General features: G+C 72.5%; 15 protein-coding genes. 2 read left to right on the plus strand and 13 right to left on the minus strand.

Translation table 11 applies throughout. The annotated features are described in order from the left end of the window. Window positions 1-190 precede the first annotated feature (190 nt). The gene (locus tag Athai_RS03435) at window positions 191-3,322 is read left to right on the plus strand and encodes an FG-GAP-like repeat-containing protein (RefSeq protein WP_203960119.1); all 3,132 of its coding nucleotides are present in this window, start codon (window positions 191-193) and stop codon (window positions 3,320-3,322) included. A gap of 113 nt (window positions 3,323-3,435) precedes the next feature. Continuing rightward, window positions 3,436-3,891: a hypothetical protein gene (locus tag Athai_RS03440; RefSeq protein ID WP_203960120.1), complete on the plus strand. Its 456-nt coding sequence runs from the start codon at window positions 3,436-3,438 to the stop codon at window positions 3,889-3,891. Window positions 3,892-3,945: 54 nt separating this feature from the next. On the opposite strand, the gene Athai_RS03445 is transcribed toward Athai_RS03440, so the two are convergent. The 13 genes from Athai_RS03445 to Athai_RS03505 all read right to left on the minus strand — a co-directional run bounded on the left by Athai_RS03445 (window position 3,946) and on the right by Athai_RS03505 (window position 21,860). After that, window positions 3,946-4,602 carry an N-acetyltransferase gene (locus Athai_RS03445; protein ID WP_203960121.1) on the minus strand — a complete coding sequence of 219 codons (657 nt, stop codon included), beginning with the start codon at window positions 4,600-4,602 and terminating at the stop codon, window positions 3,946-3,948. Window positions 4,603-4,866: 264 nt separating this feature from the next. Then, window positions 4,867-5,046, minus strand: coding sequence for a DUF6104 family protein (locus tag Athai_RS03450; protein ID WP_203960122.1), 180 nt, complete (start codon window positions 5,044-5,046; stop codon window positions 4,867-4,869). A 68-nt stretch (window positions 5,047-5,114) separates the two neighbouring features. Then, complete coding sequence (locus tag Athai_RS03455) at window positions 5,115-8,792, minus strand: multifunctional oxoglutarate decarboxylase/oxoglutarate dehydrogenase thiamine pyrophosphate-binding subunit/dihydrolipoyllysine-residue succinyltransferase subunit (protein ID WP_420829814.1); 3,678 nt, start codon at window positions 8,790-8,792, stop codon at window positions 5,115-5,117. 425 nt (window positions 8,793-9,217) lie between these two features. Continuing rightward, window positions 9,218-10,030, minus strand: a complete 813-nt coding sequence (locus Athai_RS03460) for an ABC transporter permease (RefSeq protein ID WP_203960124.1) — start codon at window positions 10,028-10,030, stop codon at window positions 9,218-9,220. Continuing rightward, the gene (locus tag Athai_RS03465; RefSeq protein ID WP_203960125.1) at window positions 10,027-10,935 is read right to left on the minus strand and encodes an ABC transporter ATP-binding protein; all 909 of its coding nucleotides are present in this window, start codon (window positions 10,933-10,935) and stop codon (window positions 10,027-10,029) included. The genes Athai_RS03460 and Athai_RS03465 overlap by 4 nt, the downstream gene beginning before the upstream one ends. 162 nt (window positions 10,936-11,097) lie before the next feature. Further along, window positions 11,098-12,216, minus strand: a complete 1,119-nt coding sequence (locus Athai_RS03470) for an acetate/propionate family kinase (RefSeq protein ID WP_203960126.1) — start codon at window positions 12,214-12,216, stop codon at window positions 11,098-11,100. 1 nt (window position 12,217) lies between these two features. Continuing rightward, window positions 12,218-14,587, minus strand: a complete 2,370-nt coding sequence (locus tag Athai_RS03475) for a phosphoketolase family protein (protein ID WP_203960127.1) — start codon at window positions 14,585-14,587, stop codon at window positions 12,218-12,220. A gap of 59 nt (window positions 14,588-14,646) precedes the next feature. Next, a complete protein-coding gene (locus Athai_RS03480; RefSeq protein WP_203960128.1) occupies window positions 14,647-15,438 on the minus strand; it encodes an rRNA adenine N-6-methyltransferase family protein in 792 nt (263 codons plus the stop codon). Window positions 15,439-15,763: 325 nt separating this feature from the next. Further along, a complete protein-coding gene (locus Athai_RS03485; protein ID WP_203960129.1) occupies window positions 15,764-17,308 on the minus strand; it encodes a phytoene desaturase family protein in 1,545 nt (514 codons plus the stop codon). Window positions 17,309-17,446: 138 nt separating this feature from the next. After that, window positions 17,447-18,676: a tetratricopeptide repeat protein gene (locus Athai_RS03490; protein ID WP_203960130.1), complete on the minus strand. Its 1,230-nt coding sequence runs from the start codon at window positions 18,674-18,676 to the stop codon at window positions 17,447-17,449. A gap of 188 nt (window positions 18,677-18,864) precedes the next feature. Beyond that, the gene (locus Athai_RS03495; RefSeq protein ID WP_203960131.1) at window positions 18,865-19,878 is read right to left on the minus strand and encodes a CU044_5270 family protein; all 1,014 of its coding nucleotides are present in this window, start codon (window positions 19,876-19,878) and stop codon (window positions 18,865-18,867) included. A gap of 3 nt (window positions 19,879-19,881) precedes the next feature. Further along, window positions 19,882-20,400 (minus strand): SigE family RNA polymerase sigma factor, encoded by a 519-nt coding sequence (locus tag Athai_RS03500; protein ID WP_203960132.1) that lies wholly within the window; start codon window positions 20,398-20,400, stop codon window positions 19,882-19,884. A 170-nt stretch (window positions 20,401-20,570) separates the two neighbouring features. After that, window positions 20,571-21,860, minus strand: a complete 1,290-nt coding sequence (locus Athai_RS03505; protein WP_203960133.1) for an outer membrane protein assembly factor BamB family protein — start codon at window positions 21,858-21,860, stop codon at window positions 20,571-20,573. Window positions 21,861-21,900: the final 40 nt, after the last annotated feature.

Below are 21,900 nucleotides of genomic sequence, written 5' to 3' on the forward strand. Positions count from 1 at the left end.
CTGCACCGACCGTACGCGCCGCGCCGGGACCGCCGCGCCGGCGCCGTGCAGTACAACGCCTGACGCGGTGCGGCATTCCCAGCGTTGGCGACAAATGGTGCACAACGGTAGTTGATCGGCCACTCCCTGTCCCCAAAACGTCCGCCGATGGTGCTATCGTTCCTCGACTTTTCCCCTGGGAGCTGACGACGTGCTTACCCGTTCCCGTAAGGTTTTCGGCGCTTTCCTCGCCACCGGTGCCACCGCGGTTCTCACCGCCACCCTCGTCTCCGCCACACCCACCACCGCCTCGGCCGCCGCGCCGACCGAGATCGCCACCATCCCGGCGGACCGGCTGACCGTCTCCGCTCAGGACACCGTGGTGTTCGCGGGAGCGACCGGGTTCGCGCACCGTCGGCAGGGCGTCGCCGGCGTGCAGTGGACCGGCTACGCGACCGGTGCGACGCGGGCCGCGCCCGCGTTGGACGGGGTGCCCGCGGCCGAGCTGCACCCGGGCGGCGGCGACCACGTCGCGGTCTACGGCACCGATCCCGGTGGCACGCTGCAGGTCGGTACGCCCGGTGACGCCACGCTGACCAGCCACCAGGTACCGGCCGGGTTCACGGTCAAGGGTGTCGGCGCGGACGGGACGCGGGCGATCATCTATGCGCAGGGCGCCACCGCGCCACCGGTGACCGAGATACTCGACCTGACCGACGGGTCGACCCAGCCGGTCGAGGGCGTGCCCGCCGGCGGCTACGTCACCGCGTCGACCGGGACTCCGATCCAGGTCGACGGCGAGCACGACGCGCTGGTGCCGTACGTGGCGGCCCGGGGCGGGGCCGTCGAGTACCTGCTGCTCGACCTGAGCACGGACACCGCGACCCCGATCGACGGGCTACAGGCCCAGAGCACGTTCCGGGTGACCCCCACCGAGATCGCCTGGCGAACCGCGGTGGCCGGGTCCCCCGCGATCGCGGTGCTGACGCCGCAGCAGATCCGGGCCGGGGACCCGACCCCGACCGTGTACCCGATCGTGGTGGACTCCTCGTACGACTGGGCGCTGGCCGGGGACCACGTCGTCGCCGCCGCACACATCGGACCCGACGGCAAGACGACCGGTTCGGTGGTGGACATCCCCTTCGATGGCAGCGGCCCCGGCACGCTGTTGGACAGCTACGCGTCCACCCCGGTCCAGGCGGCCGACGGCAGCGTGCTGGTCACCGGTGGACCGGACGCCGGCCACGCGGCCGTTCACCGGTTCACCCCCGGCGCGGACGGAGCGCTCTCGGACGCGACGGTGCTGACGTTGCCGCCGGTGCCGCAGGCCAATGCCGGGCTGGCGATGGCGCACGGCAACCTGCGGCACGTCGAAAGCAACCCGACCGTGTCCGGCGGTACCGATCTGCACCTGTACAACCACGGGATCGCCCCGGACACCGATCCGACGGCGGCTCCGTACGGTCGGGTGGACGGCGGGACGCTGGTGCCCGCCGCCGTGCGGTGCTCGTCCGGCCGCCAGTGCGTCCGCACCCTGGACGGCAACGCCTACGGGCTGACCTACCTGTCGACCGACACCGCCGGGCACACGACGATCCGGGAGAACGTCGATCCGTACCACGCGAGTACGAGCACGGACCTGGCCGTGACGGGGGTCCGACTGGTCGACGTCTCGGGTGGCTGGGTGCTCGTCGAGAGCACCGCGACCGGCGAGCAGTACGCGGTGCGGTCCGGCTACTCCGATCCGGTGACCGTCGGGTCGGTCACCGGTGCGGCGTTGTGGAACGCGACCCTGTGGCGGTCCACCGGCGCCGGCACGATCACCCAGTACCGGCTGGCGTCGACCGGTGTGACGAAGCTCGGGTCGGTCCAGACCGGAGACTCGTGTCGGCCGGACGAGGTACAGGCCGCACAGCACTGGCTGTACTGGTCGTGTGCCGGAGCGGCCGCTGGCGTGTACGACCTCACGACAGGTGCCTCGTTCACCGTGCCGGACGGCCCGGCTCTGCTCGGCGACGGTTACCTGGTGCTGCGGACCGCGGACTCGCTCCAGCTGGTGGACGTGCACACCGACGCTGCGGCGCCGCCGGTGAAACTCGCCGCGCTGGCCTCGACGACGTACCCGGATGATCGCGGGATCGACTGGACGGTGGACCGCTACAGCGGCGACATCGCGTACGTGACGTCCGACGACTCGGTGCACGTGCTGGCCTCCGGCGTCCCGGCATCCCCGTTGCAGGCGACGAGCGAGTCCAGCGGCTCGGGTATCTATCCGCATCAGGGCGGCACGAGCGACTGGAACGCGTCGGTCTCGATGAACCATCCGATCGCTGGGTGGCGCTTCACGATCACCCGGGTGGCAACCGGCCAGGTCGTCCATTCTGCGACCGGGGGTCCGACGCGTGTCGGCGCCCACCAGACCTGGGATGGGAAGCTCGCCGACGGCTCCTATGCACCGAACGGGCAGTACCGATGGCAGTTCGACGCCATGGTGGACGGCACCGCGACACCCGTGCCGGGTGGCGGCAGTGTGGTGACGATGGTGTGCGGCACCAGCCTCTACCGCGACTACTCCTGCCTCGGCTCGGGCGCCGTGCTGGCGGTGAACAAGTCCGACGACGACCGTGCCTCCTGGTGGGTGGGCAACGGTGACGGCAAGCTGCACAACGAGGGTGGCTACACGGAGACCTGGCCACTCGGCACCACCAGCCGCACCTACACGATGCTGATCCCGTTCGGTGACCTGAACGGAGACGGTTACAACGACCTGCTGGTACGCAACGGAACCGGCGACGTTGGTGGCTACCTCGGCACCGGCGACGCGGCCTTCGACCGGAGCACGGCCGGGCACGTGACGATCGGCCCCGGTTATGGCGGGTTCACGGCGATCGTGTCGACCGGTGACCTGAACAACGACGGGATCGACGACCTGGTCGTTCGGAACGGTGCTGGTGTGCTGTATTTCAAGGCCGGCACCGGTGCCTCGCAGTTCAAGCCGGGGGTGCGGTTCACGTCGGGGTGGAACAAGTACGTGAAGTTGATCGGTGCCGGTGATCTGGATGGCGACGGGTGTGGTGATCTGTTGGCGGTGGATGGTGACGGGGTGATGTGGTTCTACCGCGGCACCAAGGATGGCAGGTTCGCCACGAAGGTGCGGGTCGAGGCCGGCTGGGCCAAGTACAACACGATCATCGGTGTCGGTGACATCACCGGCGATGCCGTCCCGGATCTGATCGCGCGGGACTCGGCGGGCACGATCTGGCGGTACGACGGGTCGGGTCATGCGACGTGGTCGGTCAAGCATCAGATCGCCACCGGCTGGTCGAAGTACGCGCTGTTCTGAGTCGGTCGGAGCGCGGGCTCGGTGCCGTCACCGTCGGCGGGCACCGGGCCCGGCTGACGGTGCGGGCCGGATCGGCCGCCCGGGCACGCGCCGAGTACCACACCGTCGCCGCCGTGGCGGCCACGGTGCCGGCGACCATCGCGGCCGGGCCGGCAGCGGCGGACGAGGTCACCGTCAGCGCGGATCCGACGAACGGCGCCCAGGTCGGGCAATGCCGGTACGACGGCTGCACCCGCCTCGACCTCGCCGTCACGGCCGACAACGCCAGCGATGCGGTCACCGCGTCGAGCACCGTGACGGTGCGGGTCACCGCCGGGGAATGGACGGTCGGTCGCTGTCGGTTGCCGGCGCACGTGCTGGCCCCGTCCGCGCACCGGACGTGGCCGTGCCCGGTCGCCGACCCACGGATGGCGCCGATCGGGTCCGCCCGTGCCGGGAACTGGGCGGCGTCGTACTCGCTGGGCAGCCTCACCGAGACCTCGCACGCTGCGGCGCTGGCCAGCGCTGACCGGGCCGCGGCGCGGCGGCTCGGTCGACCGGGCGGCCCGCGCCGAGGATCAGTCGGTTGACCGGGCGGCCCGCGCCGAGGATCAGTCGGTTGACCGGGCGGCCCGCGCCGAGGATCAGCGGGGGTCGCGGACGAGCGGGTGCAGGTCGGCGTTGTTGGGGAGCAGCAGCGGCGGCCCGAACCGGTGGTAGCCGTGCCGCTCGTACCGGCTGGCCGTGACGGCGTCCGGCGCCACCAGGTATCCGGCGGTGCCGAGCGCGTCGAGGTCCGGGTCGTGTTCGGCGAGCAGCGTGGCGCCGAGACCACGGTGCCGTTGCTCTGGTCGTACCGCGAGGAACAGCAGCCGCTCGTGCCAGCTGCCCGGGGCAGCACCGGCGAGCAGATCGTCCACCAGTTCGAACCGGTCGGCCAGGTCGCCGGCGATCACCGCACGCTGCTTGTCGTACCCGGGCGGGCCGGGGTCCTCGCTGTCCAGCCACAGCGCCACCGCGTCGATGGTTCCCCAGTCCTCGTCCACCGCGACGTGCGCGGTGGCGGCCGGCTCGTACACGACGTGCTCGGCGAACAGCCGGAAGTACGGGGTGAGCACTGCGAGCCGCCGGCGCGGGTCCGGGACCAGGTAGTCGGCCACCGCGAGCGGCGCGAAGGCGGCGGCGAGCAGCTCGGTGATCTGGCCCAGGTCGCCCGGCCGGGCGGCCCGGATCGTCTCCGGTGCGCCGGCGGTGCCAGCGCCGGGTGCGGGATCGAACCCGGCCGGATCGGTCAGCGACACGGACCTACCTCCACCTGCGTCGGCGCTGTCGCCGGGGCGCATGTGCGGCGGATCACGTTGCGGCGCAAGCAATCCGCGCCGGCGGGATGCCGCGGCGAACCCGGACCGCGGCCACGCTACCGGACGAGTACCGCCGGACGACACCGAATCGGCGAATAACCGTCGGATCCGCTCACCATGTGGAAACGTCTTCCAGGAGCACCACCGTCGACGACCGGCCGGCGCGGCGCGAGCCGTCGCGGTGGCGACGCTGGATCGGCGACGTCAGTCCTCGTCCGGGTCGTCGAGCCGGGCCAGCCAGGTGGCCAGCCGTTCGATCGGAACCTCGAACTCCGGATTGATGTCGACGAAGTCGCGCAGCCGGTCGGCCACCCAGTCCAGCGACACGGACTCCTCGCCGCGCCGCTCGGACAGCTCCTCGATGCCGCGATCGGTGAAGTACATGCTGTCGATCCTCCACGCGAAGGCTCCCCGCCACCCGACGGGGGTGGCGGGGAGCCGGCGAACTGTCGTTACTGCGGGGTGGGCAGCGCCGCCTCGATGAGCGCCTGCTGCTCCCAACCGTGCACCTTGTTCGAGCCGGCGGCGGGCGCCGCGGCGGCCGGGCGGGAGATGCGGCGCAGCCGCACCCCGTCCAGGTGCTCCAGCAGGTTGAGCGCGATGTGCGACCAGGCACCCTGGTTCGCCGGCTCGTCCTGCACCCAGACGAAGTCCTCCGCGTTCGGGTACCCGGCGAGCGCGGCCCGGGTCTCCTCGATCGGCAGCGGGTACAGCTGCTCGATGCGCACGATCGCGACGTCGGTCAGGCCGCGCTGCTCTCGCGCCTCCAGCAGGTCGTAGAACACCTTGCCGGAGCAGAGCAGCACCCGCTTGACGCCGTTCGCGTCGAGCGGCTGGCCCTTGATGCCCGGGTCGGCCAGCACCGGCTGGAACGTCCCGCTGGTGAAGTCGGCGATCGACGACACCGCGAGCTTGTGCCGCAGCAGCACCTTCGGGGTGAACACGATCAGCGGCTTGCGCTTCGGGGTCAGCCCCTGCCGGCGCAGCAGGTGGAAGTAACTGGCCGGGGTGGTCGGGACCGCCACCCGCATGTTGTCGTCGGCGCACATCTGCAGGTAACGCTCGATGCGGCCGGACGAGTGGTCCGGGCCCTGACCTTCCAGGCCGTGCGGCAGCAGCAGCGTGACCGACGTCTGCTGGCCCCACTTGGCCTCGCCGGAGCTGATGAACTCGTCGATGACCGACTGGGCGCCGTTGGCGAAGTCGCCGTACTGCGCCTCCCACGCCACCAGCGCGTCCGGCGTCTCGACCGAGTAGCCGTACTCGAAGCCCATCGCGGCGTACTCGCTGAGCAGCGAGTCCTGCACGAAGAACCGGGCCTGGTCGTCGCCGAGGTGGGTCAGCGGGGTGAACTCGGCGCCGGTGTTGGCGTCCACCACCACCGAGTGCCGCTGCACGAACGTGCCGCGGCGGGAGTCCTGTCCGGACAGCCGCACCCCGACACCCTGGGTGAGCAGCGAACCGAACGCGATCAGCTCGCCCATTGCCCAGTCGATGTTGCCCTCGGTGGCCATCGCGATCCGGCGCTTGAGGATCTTGGCCACCCGCGGGTTCGGTACGAAACCGTCCGGCAGCTCCTCGTGGATCCGGCCGATCCGCTCGATGGTCGCCGCGTCGGTCGCGGTGGCCACCACCGGCTCCGGCTCCGGCTCGCGCTTGCGGGGCAGCTGCTTGGTGGTCTTGGCGGCCTCCTTGGTCGCCTTGAACACCGTGTCGAGCTGGTCGTGGAAGTCCTTCAGGGCCTCCTCGGCCTCGGCCAGGGTCAGGTCGCCGCGGCCGATCAGCTCCTCGGTGTACAGCTTGCGGACCGAGCGCTTGTTGTCGATGATCTTGTACATCAGCGGCTGCGTCATGGCCGGGTCGTCGCCCTCGTTGTGGCCGCGACGGCGGTAGCAGACCATGTCGATCACGACGTCCTTGTTGAACGTCTGGCGGTACTCGAAGGCCAGCCGCGCCACCCGCACGCACGCCTCCGGGTCGTCCCCGTTGACGTGGAAGATCGGCGCCTGGATCATCCGCGCCACGTCGGTGGAGTAGAGCGACGAGCGCGAGTACTCCGGCGAGGTGGTGAAGCCGACCTGGTTGTTGACCACCACGTGCACGGTGCCGCCGGTGCGGTAGCCGCGCAACTGGGAGAGGTTCAGCGTCTCGGCGACCACGCCCTGACCGGCGAACGCCGCGTCGCCGTGCACCGCGACCGGGAGCACCGTGTACCCCTCGAGCTTGAGGTCGATGCGGTCCTGCTTGGCCCGGACGATGCCCTCCAGCACCGGGTCGACGGTCTCCAGGTGGCTGGGGTTGGCGGCCACCGACACGGTCGTCGAGTGCTGCCCGTCCGGCGTGGTGAACTTGCCGACCATGCCCAGGTGGTACTTGACGTCACCGGAGCCCTGCACCGACTTCGGGTCGATGTTGCCCTCGAACTCGCTGAAGATCTTCTCGTACGGCTTGCCGACGATGTTGGCCAGCACGTTGAGCCGGCCGCGGTGCGCCATGCCGATGACGACCTCGTCCATGCCCTCGGTGGCCGAGTCGCGCAGGATCCCGTCCAGCAGCGGGATCAGCGTCTCGCCGCCCTCCAGGCTGAACCGCTTCTGCCCCACGTACTTGGTGGCGAGGAACGTCTCGAACGCCTCGGCCACGTTGAGCCGGCCGAGGATGTGCTTCTGCTCGTCGGTCGACGGGGCGGGCTGCTTCACCTCGACCCGGTCCTGCAGCCAGCGCCGCTCCTCCGGGTCCTGGATGTGCATGTACTCCACGCCGACCCGGCGGCAGTACGAGTCGCGCAGCACGCCGAGGATGTCGCGCAGCTTCATCTTCTGCTTGCCGGCGAACCCGCCGACCGGGAACATCCGGTCCAGGTCCCACAGGGTCAGACCGTGCTGCAGGATGTCCAGGTTCGGGTTCTTGCGGATGTGGTATTCGAGTGGATCGGTGTCGGCCATCAGGTGCCCGTGCACGCGGTAGGCCTCGATCAGCTCGATGACCCGGGCGTTCTTCTCGATCTGGCCGTCGGCGCTGCGCGCGGTGTCACGCACCCAGCGCACCGGCTCGGTCGGCACCCGCAGCGCGGTGAACACCTCGTCGTAGAAGCCGTCACCGCCGAGCAGCAGCTCGTGCACCCGCTTCAGGAACTCGCCGGACACCGCACCCTGGATGATCCGGTGGTCGTACGTCGAGGTCAGCGTGATGACCTTGCTGATGGCGAGCTTGGCCAGCTCCTCGTCGGACATCCCGGCGTACTCCGCCGGGTACTCCATCGCGCCGACGCCGATGATGGTGCCCTGGCCGCCGGTCAACCGTGGCACCGAGTGCACCGTACCGATGCCGCCGGGGTTGGTCAGCGAGATCGTGGAGCCGGCGTGGTCCTCCATGGTCAGCTCGTTCTTCCGGGCCCGGCGGACGAGGTCCTCGTAGGCCACCCAGAACTGCCGGAAGTCCATCGTCTCGGTGTGCTTGATGCTCGGCACGATGAGGGTGCGCGACCCGTCCGGCTTGGCCAGGTCGATCGCCAGCCCGAGGTTGACGTGCTCGGGGGTGACCAGGGTCGGCTTGCCGTCGACCACCGAGTAGGAGTTGTTCATCTCCGGGTAGCCGGCCAGCGCGCGCACCACCGCGAAGCCGATCAGGTGGGTGAAGCTCACCTTGCCGCCGCGGGACCGGGCCAGGTGGTTGTTGATCACGATGCGGTTGTCGGCCATCAGCTTGGCCGGCACGGCCCGCACGCTGGTCGCGGTCGGGATGGTCAGCGACGCGTCCATGTTGCTGACGATCTTGGCGGCGACGCCGCGGATGGTCTTGCTGGTGGTGCCGTCGGCCGGCTGCGGTGCGGTGGCGGGCTTCGGCGCGGCCGGCTTCGCGGCGGGCGCGGCCGGGGCCGGCTGCGGCTGGGCGGTACCGCCCGGGGCCGGGCGGGCCGGCGCGCTCGCCGTGGCGACGCTGCCGTTGCTGCTGGCGGCCGTACCGTTGCTGCCGGAGGTGGCCGGGCCGGCGTCGGCGGGGGCCGTACCGTTGCTGCCGGCGGAGCTGGCGGACGTGGTGCCGGTGTCGGAGGCCGGCTTGTAGTCGGCGAAGAACTCGTGCCACGCGGGGTCGACGCTGGAGGGGTCGGACAGGTACCGCTGGTACATGTCCTCGACGATCCACTCGTTGGGTCCGAATCCCGCGAGCAGACTCGTCTCCGACTCGCCGGACGCGGTGGGGGTTGATTGTCCGTTGCTCTGGCTCGACACGGCCGTTATCGCCTCTTCCGACGTGATTTCTTCTCGGCCGCGAATCGCGCGGCCGCCACGCTGAACGCCCGGCATTCCAGGCTACGCGCCCGTACCAACGGGTTGGTGTGATGGGACCGACGGTGCAGGCGCTTTGTCCACCGGGGTGGCGTGTTTCACAGATTGGAAAACGATCGCCGTCACGCGGGAGTTACGTGCCGTGAGTTGCATCGCGGCGGTCTCCTCGCCGGCCCGCCCGGCGCGGTGTCCGAGCTGCGGTCGATCAGGGGGCATCGGACGGGAAATCGCTTTCGCGCCCGATGCCCCGATCGGGGTACCGGTGGTCAGCTGATGTCGCGGCGGCGGGTGATCAGGGTGCCGATCACGGCCGCGAGCACGCCGTAGCCGAGCAGCGTCAGTGCGCCGGCCCACCAGGCGATGCCGCCCGCGCCGGCCGGGGAGGTCATCACCGACGAGGCGCCGCTGGGCAGCCAGTACGACACCTTGCCCAGCCAGTCCTGGTGGAAGTACGACGCGAGCAGCGCCAGGCCGATCTGGATCACCGTCTGGCCGACCAGCATCGCGACCAGCCCGACGATCACCGACAGGATCTGGCTGCGCAGCAGCGCGCCGATGCCCAGGCCGAACACCGCCCAGATCGCGAACGCCAGCCAGTTGAGCCCGATCGACTTGAGCACCGTGCCGTCGCCGAGGAACGTGTCGACGTGCTGGCTGGCCAGGAAGCCCAACCCGGACGGCACCGCGAGCACGGTGGTGATCAGCGCGATGACCACGCCGACCAGGATCGCCACGATCAGCTTGCCGCCGACCACCCGGGTGCGCTTCGGGGTGGCCAGGAACGTCGCGGTCGCGGTCTGGTGGAAGAACTCGTTGGTGAAGATCAGGATCCCGAACACCATCGCCAGCAGGGTGCCGAAGTACTGGCCGGAGGTGTAGAGGTTGGCCGCGATGCTCGCCTTGTCCACGTGCATGTCCGCGGCGTTGGCGCCGAACGAGTCCGGGTTCAGCTGCACGTAGCTGCCGAGCATGTTGTAGGCGATCGCGATCGCGGTGAACGCGAGGACGCCGATCAGCATCAGCCACCACAGGCTGGTGCTGCGCACCTTGAGCAGCTCGCTGCGAATGATCCGGTTCATCGGATGCCCGCCTTCCCGCTGGTCAGTTCCAGGAAGATGCGCTCCAGGTCGGCGCGCTGCGGGGACAGCTCGTGCAGCTCGACCCCGGCGACCAGCGCGGCGTGCCCGACCGCGGCGGCCGGAACGCCGGTGACCAGCAGCGCGCCGTCCTCCTCGGTCTGCACGGCGGTGTCCGGCGCCTTCAGCTCGGCGAGCAGCTTCTGCGGCTCCGGGGTACGCACCCGAACCCGCTGCATGCCGTCGGCGTCGGTGAGCTCGCTCACCGGGCCCTGCCGGATCAGCTGGCCGGCCGCGATGATCACCACGTCGTCGGCGAACAGCTGCACCTCGGACAGCAGGTGGCTGGAGACCAGCACGGTGCGGCCCTGCTTGGCGAAGCCGGACAGCAGGTCCCGCATCCACCGGATGCCCTCCGGGTCCAGCCCGTTGGCCGGCTCGTCGAAGATCAGCACGGTCGGGTCACCGAGCATCCCGGCGGCGATGCCGAGCCGCTGCTTCATGCCCAGCGAGTAGCCCTTGACCTTGCGCTTGGCGGCCGGGGTCAGCCCGACCATCTCCAGCGCCTCGTCGGCGCGCTGGCCGGGCAGGCCGCCGGCGGCGCAGAGCACCCGCAGGTGGTCCCGGCCGGTCCGGCCCTTGTGAAAGCTCGCCGCCTCCAACCCGGCGCCGACGACCCGCAGCGGGTCGGGCAGGTCGACGTAGCGCTGGCCACCGATGGTGGCGTGGCCCGCGGTCGGCGCCACCAGGCCGAGCAGCATGCGCAGCGTGGTGGTCTTGCCGGCCCCGTTGGGGCCGAGGAACCCGGTCACCCGACCGGGTTCCACCGTGAACGAGAGATTGTCGACGGCTCTGACCCGACGAAACTGTTTCGTCAGGCCGGAGACGACGATCTGGCCGTCAGCCATGAAAACGCGAGCCTCCCCAGCAGGCGTGCACGCGCCGCGTCGCGGCGGCGCTGGGCGATAAGGAACACCGAGTGTTACATGTGCCGGCCAGCCGCGCTGGCTGGCACACCCCGGCCGGCCCGCCCGGGTACCGGCCGACCGCTGCCGGGGCCGGCTTCCCGGTCAGGCGGTGAGCAGGGTACGGACCTGGCCGGCGATCTCGGCGTCCTCCCGCGCGGTGACCACCGCGGTGCGTACCGGTGCGCCGGCGGCGGAGATGTCCGCGTCACCCTGCGCGCCTTCGTTGCGGGCCGCGTCGAGCGCCACGCCGAGGAAGCCGAGCCCGCCGGCCGCGCCGGCCCGTACCGCGCCGGCGTGCTCGCCGATGCCGCCGGTGAACGCGAGCACGTCCAGGCCGCCCAGGGCGGCGGTCATCGCGGCGATCCCGGCCCGCAGCCGGTGCAGGTACACGTCGAGGGCGCGGCGGGCGGCCCGGCTGCCGGCGGCGCGGGCGGCGAGCACCTCGCGCATGTCGCCGGTACCGGCCAGGGCGAGCAGCCCGGACCGCTGCTCCAGGTCCCGGCCGATCTCGTCGACGGCCAGGCCGGTGTTGGCGGCGAGCCAGGTGATCAGCCCGGGGTCGACGGTGCCGGACCGGGTGCTCATCACGACGCCCTCCAGCGGGGTGAAGCCCATCGTGGTGTCCATCGAGCGACCGCCGGCGACCGCGCACAGCGACGCGCCGGAGCCGAGGTGGCAGCTGACCACCCGGGCGGTGGCCGGGTCGTGGCCGGTCAGCTCGGCGGCCCGGCGCGCGGCGTAGCGGTGCGACAGGCCGTGGAACCCGTACCGGCGCACCGCGTGGCGTTCCCGCCACTCCGCCGGTACCGGATAGGTCGCGGCGGCGGCCGGCAGGTCGGCGTGGAACGCGGTGTCGAAGCAGGCCACCGCGGGGGTGTCGGGCAGCAGCTCGGTGACCGCGCGGATGCCGGCGAGGCCCGCGTCCTGGTGCAGCGGCGCCAGGTCGCGCAGCGCGGCGATGTCGGCGCGGACCTGGTCGTCGATGCGGACCGGGCCGCGGAACTCGCGCCCGCCGTGCACCACCCGGTGCCCGACCGCGTCCGGGGTACCCAGCCGGGTCAGCGCCTGGCGCAGCGTCGCGACGGCGAACTCGCCGGCCACGGCCGGCAGATCGACGCTGCCGACGACGGAGAAGCCGTCGTCGTCGCCGCCGGCGGTGGCGCCGTCGAGCAGCCGTACCTTCACGCTCGACGAGCCGGCGTTGACGACCAGCACCCGCATCTCAGTACGGCCAGGTCCACTCGCTGATCGCCGGGTCGTCCGCGCCGTGCTCGCGGGTGTACGCGCGGGCGGCGAGCCGGGCGTCGGCCATCTGCTGGCGGAGTCCGGCGGCCCGGCTGCGCAGCGCCGGTACCCGGTCGATCACGTCCATCACCAGGTGGAACCGGTCCAGGTCGTTGAGCATCACCATGTCGAACGGGGTGGTCGTGGTGCCGTTCTCCTTGTACCCGCGCACGTGCAGGTTGCCGTGGTTGTTGCGGCGGTAGGTCAGCCGGTGGATCAGCCACGGGTAGCCGTGGTAGGCGAGGATGACGGGCTTGTCCGGGGTGAACAGCGCGTCGAACTCGGTGTCGGACAGCCCGTGCGGGTGCTCGTGCTCGTCCTGCAGCCGCATCAGGTCGACCACGTTGACCACCCGTACCGCGAGGTCCGGCAGGTGTTCGCGGAGCAGCGCCGCCGCGGCGAGCGTCTCCAGGGTGGGCACGTCGCCGCAGCAGGCGAGCACCACGTCGGGGTCGCCGGCGTCGGTGGACGCCCACTCCCAGATCCCGACGCCGCGGGTGCAGTGCGCGATGGCCTCGTCCATGGTCAGGAACTGCAGCTGCGGCTGCTTGCCGGCGACCACGACGTTGACGTAGTGCCGGGACCGCAGGCAGTGGTCCATCGTGGACAGCAGGGTGTTCGCGTCCGGCGGCAGGTAGACCCGGATGATCTCGGCCTTCTTGTTGACCACGTGGTCGATGAAGCCGGGGTCCTGGTGCGAGAAGCCGTTGTGGTCCTGCCGCCACACATGGCTGGACAGCAGGTAGTTCAGCGATGAGACGGGCCGCCGCCACGGGATCGACAGCGTGGTCTTGAGCCACTTCGCGTGCTGGTTGAACATCGAGTCGACGATGTGGATGAACGCCTCGTAGCAGTCGAACAGCCCGTGCCGACCGGTCAGCAGGTAGCCCTCCAGGAAGCCCTGGCACTGGTGCTCGCTGAGCACCTCGACGACCCGGCCGTCCGGCCCGAGCCGGTCGTCGCTCGGATACAGCGTGGCCTGCCAGTTCTTGTCGGTGGTCTCGTACACCGCGGACAGCCGGTTGGAGGCCGTCTCGTCCGGGCCGAACAACCGGAAGTTGGTCGGGTTCGCGGCGATCACGTCGCGCAGCCAGCCGCCGAGCACCCGGGTGGACTCGACCGTGGTGGTGGCCGGCGACGGTACCGCGACCGCGTGGTCCCGGAAGTCCGGCAGCCGCAGCTCCCGCAGCAGCAGGCCGCCGTTGGCGTGCGGGCTGGCGCTCATCCGGAGCTGACCCCGCGGCGCCAGCCCGGCGATCTCGGTCGCCAGCCGGCCGTCGTCGTCGAACAGTTCCTCCGGCCGGTACGACAGCAGCCAGTCCTCCAGCTGCTGCCGGTGCTGCTGGTTGGTGCGGGCGTTCGGGATCGGCACCTGGTGCGCCCGGTACGACCCCTCCACCTGCTTGCCGTCCACCTCGACCGGGCCGGTCCAGCCCTTCGGGGTGCGCAGCACGATCATCGGCCAGGCCGGCCGTTCGATGCCGGCGCCGGTCCGGGCGTCGTGCCGGATGGTGGCGATCTCGTCGAACACCACGTCCAGCGTCGCGGCCATCAGCTGGTGCATCGTCGCCGGGTCGTCCCCGTCCACCAGGTGCGGGTGCCAGCCGTACCCGTTGAGCAGCGCGACGAGTTCGTGGTCCGGGATCCGGGCCAGGATCGTCGGGTTGTCGATCTTGTACCCGTTGAGGTGCAGGATCGGCAGCACCGCCCCGTCGGTGGCCGGGTTGAGGAACTTGTTGCCGTGCCACCCGGTGGCGAGCGGCCCGGTCTCCGCCTCCCCGTCGCCGACCACCGCCGCCACCACCAGGTCGGGGTTGTCGAACGCGGCGCCGTGCGCGTGGGAGAGCACGTAGCCGAGTTCGCCGCCCTCGTGGATCGACCCCGGTACCTCCGGGGCGGCGTGGCTGGGAATCCCACCCGGGAACGAGAACTGCCGGAACAGCGTCGCCAGGCCCGCGGTGTCCCGGCCGATGTGCGGCAGCAGCTCCGAGTAGGTGCCCTCCAGGTACGACTGGGCGACCACGGCCGGGCCGCCGTGCCCCGGGCCGCACAGGAAGATCATCTTCGCCTCGCGCTCGCGGATGATCCGGTTCAGGTGCGTGTAGCAGAAGTTCAGCCCGGGCGTCGTACCCCAGTGCCCGAGCAGCCGTGGCTTGACGTGCTCGGCCGCGAGCGGCTCGCGCAGCAGCGGGTTCGCCATCAGGTAGATCTGCCCGACGGCGAGGTAGTTCGACGCCCGCCAGTAGGCGTCCAGTCCGGCCAGTTCGGACTCGTCCAGCGGTCCGTTCCGGGTCTCCACCGCCGTCACCGTGACCTCCCCGGCCCGATCGATCGAACGTACACGCCACCAGACTCCTGGAAGCGACACTAGGAGATGGACCGGGCGCGCGCGGCGGGTTCGGCGACAACCACCGCCGCGGCCAGCTCCGCCCACGCCGCGGCGGGTACCGCACCGGCCAGCACCGGCGGCGCGATCCCGGTACTGCGGGCCAGCCGGTGCGCCCGGCCACCCGGCACGTGCGCGGCCAGCACCGCGGTCAGCGGTGCGGCCGGCCGGCGGTACGCGTCGGCCAGCAGTGCGCGCAGCACCGGCAGCGTCCGCCGGTCCAGCTCGCGCGGCCGGACCACCAGGTGCGCGGCAGCCACCCGGGGTGCCGGCGAGAACGCGGCGGGCGGCACCCGCCGGGCGATGCGCAGCTGGTACCGGGCGGCCCAGCCGGCGGTCTCCGCGTCCCGCGGTACCGGCCGGGTCAGCCGGCGGGCGAACCCCCACTCGACCAGCAGGTCGGCGCCGCGCAGCCGCAAGCCGGGGTCGCCGAGCAGCCGGCGCAGCGTCGCCGTACCGGTGGCGAACGGCAGGTTCGCCACCACCGCGAACGGGCGCCGCGGCAGCCGGACCCGGCGCAGGTCGTCCTGGACGACGGTGACCGGTCGGTGCGCGAACCGGCGCCGCAGCCGCGCCGCGAACGCCGCGTCCCGCTCCACCGCCACCACCCGCGCGCCGGTACCGGCCAGCGCCGCGGTCAGCACGCCGGGGCCGGCCCCGAGTTCGAGGACGAGATCACCGGCGTCCGGCCGGGCCGACCGCAGCAGGCCGGCGATGACGGTCCGGTCGCGCAGGAAGTGCACGCCGGACGGGTTGACTGCAGGTACACGCATGCGGGTACTCCCGGGATCAGGGTCCCGGGCGTGCCGCAGCGGCAGGCAGCCGACGGTGTCAGGAAAGGGAACCACGCACGGCCACGCACGGGACGGTGTCGATCGACAACCGCTGTCGAGCGCGGCGAAACGGCTCGCCGGCCGGCACGGGTCCGCGGTGCGGACCGGCGCCCGGGCCGGGGTTCGGGTCAGGCCGCGCTCAGTGCTGGCGCAGCCGCGTGGAACAGGCTCCCATGCGCGGCATGTTACCGGCGGCGGCCCAGCGACCGCATCCGATTTCGGTGCCGCCGAGGTGCCGGGTCGGTGGGCGCGGTCGCGGCGGCCGTCAGCGCAGGTCGGCGAGTAGTGCCTGGCTGGCGTTGTGGCCGGCGCAGCCGATCACCGAGCCGGCCGGGAAGCAACCGGCGGCACCGGCGTACACACCGTCCACCCCGGTGCGGTACGGCATCCGGTCGGTGAAGCTGATCGCGTTGTCGACGTGGAAGATGTTCCCGTTGGTGATCCCGAAGTGCGCCTCGATGTCCGGCGGGGCCAGCGCGTACACGTCGTCGACCAGCTCGCCGACGCCCGGCGCGTAGCCGTCCACGAACTCCAGCAGCCGGCGCACGTAGCCGGCCTTCTCGGTGGCCCAGTCGGAGCCGGCCGGAGTGTGCGGCACCCCCTGGACGAACAGGGCCGAGGAGTGCCGGCCCGCGTCGTCGCCGAGCGACGGGTCGAGGGTGGAGTGCAGGTACCACTCGACCGGCGGCAGCGGATCGAGCCGGCCGGCGGCGGCGGCGTCGAACCCGGCCCGTACCGCGGTGAGCACCGAGCCGTCCGCCGCCGGTTCGGGCAGCAGGTGCACGGTGGTGCCGTGCTGGCCGCGCGGCTGCGGCAGCGCGGCGAACCGCGGCAGGTCGGACAGCGCCAGGTTGACCTTCATGGTCTGGCCGCCGGACCGGCGGGCGTAGCCGTCGACCCGCTCCCGCAGCGCCGGCGGGCAGGCCGCGCCGAGCAGCGCCGGCAGCCGGTACGGGTCGGTCGCCACCAGCACCGCGCTCGCCGCGTACTCCTCCTCGCCGGCACGCACGCCGGTGACGGCGCCACCGGTGGTGGTGATCTCGTCGACGGTCACCCCGGTACGGATGGTGGCGCCGGCCGCGGTCGCGGCCCGCGCGAGGGTCTGGGTGACGGTGCCCATGCCGCCGCGGACCACCATCCAGGTGCCGTCCGCGCCGGGCAGCCGGCACATGTTGTGCACCAGCATGTTGTGGCCGCTGCCGGGGGTCCACGGTGAGCCGGTCAGCCCCGGCATCCCGTCGGTGATCGCGTACATCGCGACGACCTGCTCGGAGGCGAACCCGAACCGGGACAGGTAGTCGATCGCCGACCCGCGGACCAGTTCGACGAACGTGTCCCGCAGCTCCGGGCGGATGTGGCGCTCGGCGGTCTGCTCCACCGGCAGCGGCTCGGCCAGCCAGGCCGGCGCCAGGTCGTTCGCCAGCGCGGACAGCTCCGCCCGCAGCGCCTCGTCGGCCCGCGCGTCCGCCTCGGTGAAGAACTCCGCGAACTGCCGGCGGGCGTCGGCCCGGTCGCCGCCGAGCAGCAGGTACCGCCCGTCCCGCGCGGGCAGGAAGTAGTGCGGATCGCGCCGCACCAGCGGCAGCTCGACGCCGAGCGTGGCGATCAGCTCCGGCGGCATCAGCCCCAGCAGGTACGCCCCGGAGGAGACCCGGACCCCGGGGGTCCTGCCGAACGGGGCCTCGGTGCGGCAGGCCCCGCCGACGACCTCGGCCCGTTCCAGCACCTGCACCGCGAGGCCGGCGCGGGCCAGCAGGGTCGCCGCGACCAGCCCGTTGTGGCCGGCACCGACCACGATCACATCCGCCATGCCGACTGCGTACCACGTCGCGGGTCGCCGCGCAGCCCGCTCGGCCCGCGGCGCAACCGGCCCGGCGCACCGGCCAGCTCGGTCGGCGTGGACCCCGCCTGACGGCCAGCCAGCGCGCGGGGCCGGCGGCGGTGGGTGTCAGCCGGCGCGGTTGTGCCGGCCGGTGGGGCGGGCACGCCGCCGTTCCTCGCGGACCACGGCGCGGGCGACCAGGTGCGCGACCAGGCAGCCGAACACCCCGACGCCGGCCGTACCGATGAGCGCCGGGGACGAACCGGCGAGCGCGTCGAGCGGTGCCGACAGCGCCGCGAGCACGGCGCACCCGGTACCGACGACCAGCGCGAACCGGGTGCCGCCCGCGGTCTGCCGCCAGCCGGGCGCGCTGCCGGCGAGCAGCAGGACGGCCACCACGACCAGGGCGGCACCGGCCACTCCGGCGACCACCCGGTACCAGCCGGTCAGCGGCGCGGGCGCCAGCGCGAGCAGCATCCCGGCCACCGCCGCGGCCAGGATGGACAGGACGGAGACGCAGTTGGCGAGGACCCGGACGGGGCGGCGACCGGTGGTTTCGTCCGGTTCGGGCGCGCCGCGGGGCGGGGTCGCGCCGGCAGCGTGCGCGGTGCCGGACTGCTGCATTGCGGTGTCCGCGGGCCACGCCTCCGAGGCCGGGAAGGCGTCCGGGGTGGCGGACTGCGCCCACGGGTCGCTCGGTGCCATCGCCGGGTCGGGTGCGGGCGCCCCGGAGCGCAGCGCCGCGGCCGGCCCGCCGTCCAACCGGTGGTGCAGTTCGGCGAGCTTGCGGGTGACCATCACGTCGCCGGGCGCCCGGTCGAGCGCGTCGGCGTACCCGGCGGCGGCCTTGTCCATGTCGCCGGCCCGCAGGGCGAGGTCGCCGAGCAGGACGTGCGGTTCGGCCCGTTCCGGCGCGATCGACGCGGCGCGCTTGGCCAGCTGCCACGCCTCCCTGCCACCGCCGGGCCGTTCGATCAGCGCGGCGGCCAGGTCGAGGTGGGTGACCCAGCTGTCCGGCGCGGCGGACACCGCCGCCCGCATCGTGTCGAGCGCCGCGTCCCGGTCGCCCATCCGCAGCGCCGCCTCGGACAGCATCCGGTACCCGATCGCGCTGGACGGGTCGAGCGCCACGGCCCGCTCGGCGGCGTCGCGGGCCTCCGCGTCGGCCGCCGCGCCGCCGTTGCCTGCGAGCAGCGCCGCGGCCAGCCGCAGCCAGGTACGGGCGTCGCCGGGCTGCCGCCCCGCGAGCTCGCGCAACGGTACCGACGCCTCGTCGGCACGATGATCCGTGAGTAGCTGTTCGGCTTCGTCCTGTAGCGACCGGAGCCGGTCGGGTTCGTTGCGAGCAGGTCCCACCGTTCCGATCGTCACGGCAGGTGAATACCACATCGGCGGCGCAATCCCCAACTTCGGGCGGCACCCCGGGCCGGACCCGCGCCGGGGGAGCGGGCGCGGGTCCGGCCGGGGTGGGGCCGCCCAGCCGGACGGCCCCACCCCGACTCCTCGGCGTCAGTCGACGCTGTCCACGACCCTGGTGTCCAGCGTCAGTCGACGCTGTTCACGACCCTGGTGTCCAGCACGGCGGTCCAGTCCAGGAACCGCCCGTCGCGGTCGTCTCGCCGGTCACCCAGGTACTCGTAGCTCTTCTTGTTCAGGATGATCGTCGTCCTGATGTGGCTGAGCGGATCGCTCATCGCGACGCCGACACCGTGCCGTCCCGCCGCGTCGGCGATGTCGGGTACCAGCGTGACGCCCTCGATCCGGCCGAGGTCGGTGTACAGCGCGCCGGCCAGCCTGCTCGGCAACACCTGCACCCGCAACAGCTGCTCGATGTCCTCGAAGGTCAGGTAGTCGACCAGCTTCTGCTGACCGGGCTTCTGGTCGGCGGTCGCCTGCGCCGCCGCGCGGACCCGCCGCAGCAGTGCGTCCGGATCGGTCGGCAGCGTCTTCAGGTACTCGTAGGTCGGCTCGTCCAGCGTCGGGTGCGGGACGGCCGCGGTACGGTACTTCGACCCGTCCCGGGGGGCCTTCGGGCTGTCGTTCCAGCCCCAGCCGCGCCGGCCGTTGGCCGACGTCCACGTCTTCATCCGAACGGTCCGAACCTGGGTCTCGACGCCACGCAGATCCGACTCGGCGTCGCCGTGCAGGTCGGGGTTGTCCGCCTCGGCGGTCGGCTCCCGGTGCTTGCCCAGGGTGGAGACGTAGATGTACTGGTCCGGGCGGACCGTCACCTGCCGGTCGTAGGAGGCCAGCGACGCCTGGTGCAGCAGCGCCGTTGCGGTGGTGGGCCGGCTGGCCTTGGCGGGCGAGCCGGTGCCGGCCGCTGCCGGCGGCCGGTCGGGCCCGCCGGGCGCCCCGCCGCCGAGCGCCACGACACCGCCGACGGCGAGCGCGGCGACCGCCGCCACCCCGCCGGTGGCGACCGCCCGGACGGCGCGCCGGTGCCGGACCCGGCGCCGTCCCCGGGCCAGCGCGCCCTGGGCGAAGCCCGCCGGCATCGGTGGCTCGTCGGCGGTGTGCGGCGCGTCGAACAGTTCCTGCAGTCGTGGATCGGACATGCCTCATCCCTTCGATTCCGCATGCCGCGGCTCGTCCCGGTACCCGGGCAGCAGCGTGCGCAGGTTCGCCAGCGCGTTCGCGGTCTGGCTCTTGACGGTGCCCGGGGAGCGACCGAGGACTCGGGCGGTCTCGTTCACGTCGAGCCGCTCCAGATAGCGCAGCGTCACCACGGCGCGTTGCCCCGCGGGCAGCCGGGCGAGCGCCGCCATCAGGTCCAGCCGGTCATCGGGCGCGCGCCCGTCCGGTGCCGGTGCGTCCGGCGGCTCGGTCAGCGAGATCCGGCGGTACCAGGCGCGTTTCGTGTGCGACAGGAAGGTGCGGTAGAGCATCTTCCGGACGTAGCCGTCGAGCGCCTCGATCTCTCGCAGCCGGTTCCACCGCTGGTACAGCTTCGCCAGCGTCTCCTGGACCAGGTCCTCGGCGGCGTGCCAGTTGCCGCTGAGGTGGTAGGCGGTGCGCCGCAGGCGAACCATGCTCGCCTCGACGTACGCCACGTACTCGCGTTCCCGATCGGCCCGCATCCAACCTCCCTCGACTCCCCACTGACAAAAGGGTGGGACGCGCCGGATCGGTTGGGTCGCCGGACGACTTTCCGGCCGGCCGGGTTGGCGGCCGGCGTGGAGTCGGCGCAGGCCGGTGAGCCACGGGCGTGGAGTCGGCGCAGGCCGGTGAGCCAGCGGCCGGCGTGGAGTCAGCGCAGGCCGGTGAGCCGGCGGGCGACCGAGTCGTACAGCACGACGGCGCCCGGCGCGGCGATGATCTCGTTGACCTCGCCCGGGATCGACACCGACTCCAGCCGCTTGCGGCCGGGCAACGACCAGGTGACGGCCGAGTACCGCTTGCCGCTGCGGTGCGCCTCCAGCACGGTGCCACCGTCGCCGAGCAGCGCGGCGTTCAGCCCGGTGAAGTCGGGCCAGCTGGTGTCCTTGCCGGTACGCGGGTCGCGGGTGGACGCCGGTAGCACCCGGTCGTTGGAGACCTGTGCCGCGTACACGTCCGCGGTCGGGGTGAAGCCGACCGCCAGGTGGGTGTCGGGCAGCCCGTACGTCGGGGTGGGCAGCTTGTACAGCGCGGTGCCGTCGGCGGCGGACACCGCGCCGGCGAACTGCGGCCCGCCGATCACCCCGGCGGAGAACCACAGCCGGTCCGGGTCCTGGGCGAACGCGTCGACCCGGGCGAGCACCTGGGTACCGGGGCCGATCGGCTGCGCGTCGGTGACGAAGTCGTGCCGCCACCGTGGCTTGCCGGTACGGTCGTCGAGATCGACCAGCTCGACCGACAGCGAGTCGGAGTCGTTGCGCTGCACCGGCAGCAGCATCGAGCTGGCGGTGGCCGTCTGGTCCTGGCCGAGCAGCGCGAACTGGTGCGATTCCGGTCCCGGCCGCCAGTGCCACAGGTGCTTGCCCGAGTCGATGTCGTACCCGTCGATGCGGAACATCCCGTGCGCGATCCGGTCCGCGTGGGTGATCAGCGTGTTGTCGGTGGCCCACATCCGGTCGACCGCGCGGTAGCCGTCGCCGGGCGAGCCGAGCGACCGGTGCCACTTCACCGTGCCGGTCATCGCGTCGAACACCACGAGCAGCTGCTGGCTGTCTCGCTCGAACCACGCGGCGAGCCGCTTGCCGTCCGGGCTCGCGGCGAGCCTGACCAGACTCGACCGGGCGCCCCGGCGGGCGTAGTGCCAGCGCTGCTTGCCGGTGCGCCCGTCGATCGCGACCACCTGGTCGGGCAGCCCGTTGGCGGTCGACGAGGTGCCGTAGATCAGCCCCGCGCCGGCCGCGAGCGGCGCGGTACCGGACTCGACGGTGGCGGGCACGCTCCAGGCGACCTTGTCCGGCCGGCCGACCCGGGCCGGCACGTCGATCGCGGACGCGGTGGTCTCGTCGATGGCGAGATCCGGCCCACCGCAGGCGGTGACCGTACCGGCCAGCGCGGCGGCCAGGCCGAGCACCAGGGCGGTGCGTCGGAGAACCCCCGGCACGCGGCTTCCCGGAGCGCGCCCCGGGCCCGCCATCCGTACC

Source organism: Actinocatenispora thailandica (assembly GCF_016865425.1).
GTDB classification, from domain to species: Bacteria; Actinomycetota; Actinomycetes; order Mycobacteriales; family Micromonosporaceae; genus Actinocatenispora; species Actinocatenispora thailandica.

Excerpts from the sequence above, each read along its gene's own strand:
- Athai_RS03455 (WP_420829814.1), bottom strand. The coding sequence starts at position 8,792 with ATGTACCAGCGGTACCTGTCCGACCCCTCCAGCGTCGACCCCGCGTGG.
- Athai_RS03495 (WP_203960131.1), bottom strand. The coding sequence starts at position 19,878 with ATGTCCGATCCACGACTGCAGGAACTGTTCGACGCGCCGCACACCGCC.
- Athai_RS03500 (WP_203960132.1), bottom strand. The coding sequence starts at position 20,400 with ATGCGGGCCGATCGGGAACGCGAGTACGTGGCGTACGTCGAGGCGAGC.
- Athai_RS03485 (WP_203960129.1), bottom strand. The coding sequence starts at position 17,308 with ATGGCGGATGTGATCGTGGTCGGTGCCGGCCACAACGGGCTGGTCGCG.
- Athai_RS03460 (WP_203960124.1), bottom strand. The coding sequence starts at position 10,030 with ATGAACCGGATCATTCGCAGCGAGCTGCTCAAGGTGCGCAGCACCAGC.
- Athai_RS03470 (WP_203960126.1), bottom strand. The coding sequence starts at position 12,216 with ATGCGGGTGCTGGTCGTCAACGCCGGCTCGTCGAGCGTGAAGGTACGG.
- Athai_RS03450 (WP_203960122.1), bottom strand. The coding sequence starts at position 5,046 with ATGTACTTCACCGATCGCGGCATCGAGGAGCTGTCCGAGCGGCGCGGC.
- Athai_RS03465 (WP_203960125.1), bottom strand. The coding sequence starts at position 10,935 with ATGGCTGACGGCCAGATCGTCGTCTCCGGCCTGACGAAACAGTTTCGT.
- Athai_RS03480 (WP_203960128.1), bottom strand. The coding sequence starts at position 15,438 with ATGCGTGTACCTGCAGTCAACCCGTCCGGCGTGCACTTCCTGCGCGAC.